Source organism: Pseudomonas sp. EA_65y_Pfl1_P113 (assembly GCF_963970525.1).
GTDB classification, from domain to species: Bacteria; Pseudomonadota; Gammaproteobacteria; order Pseudomonadales; family Pseudomonadaceae; genus Aquipseudomonas; species Aquipseudomonas tritici.
Window position 1 is genome coordinate 1 of record NZ_CAXAQM010000626.1, and the last position, 444, is coordinate 444.

Genomic DNA, 444 nt, shown 5'->3' on the forward strand with positions numbered 1-444 from the left:
ATGCCGCCCGGCGCGCCCGGCGATTTGCGCCATTTCCGAGATGCGCAGGCGGCGTTGGCGATGACCGTCGAATTTGTTGAGGCTGGCAAAGGCGACATGCGCCACATCCATGTTGAGCCCCATGCCGATCGCATCGGTGGCGACCAGATAATCGACTTCGCCCGCCTGGAACATCGCGACCTGCGCATTGCGCGTGCGCGGGCTAAGCGCGCCCATCACCACCGCCGCACCGCCGCGTAAGCGCCGCAGCATCTCGGCCACGGCATAGACTTCCTCGGCGCTGAACGCGACGATCGCCGAGCGTTTGGGCAAGCGGCTGATTTTCTTGGCCCCGGCATAGGTCAACGTCGAAAAGCGCGGGCGATTGATGATCTCGACCTTCGGGACCAGCGCCTTGAGCATCGGCCGCAGTGCTTCGGAGCCGAGCAGCATCGTCTCCTCCCG

The 444-nt window shown here is 65.1% G+C and carries 1 protein-coding gene; it reads right to left on the reverse strand.

Annotated elements, in window-relative coordinates; translation table 11 throughout:
* On the reverse strand, positions 1–432 hold a 432-nt coding region (locus tag AACY52_RS31435), incomplete at its 3' end, for a helicase-related protein (RefSeq protein WP_339561565.1).
* Positions 433–444: the final 12 nt, after the last annotated feature.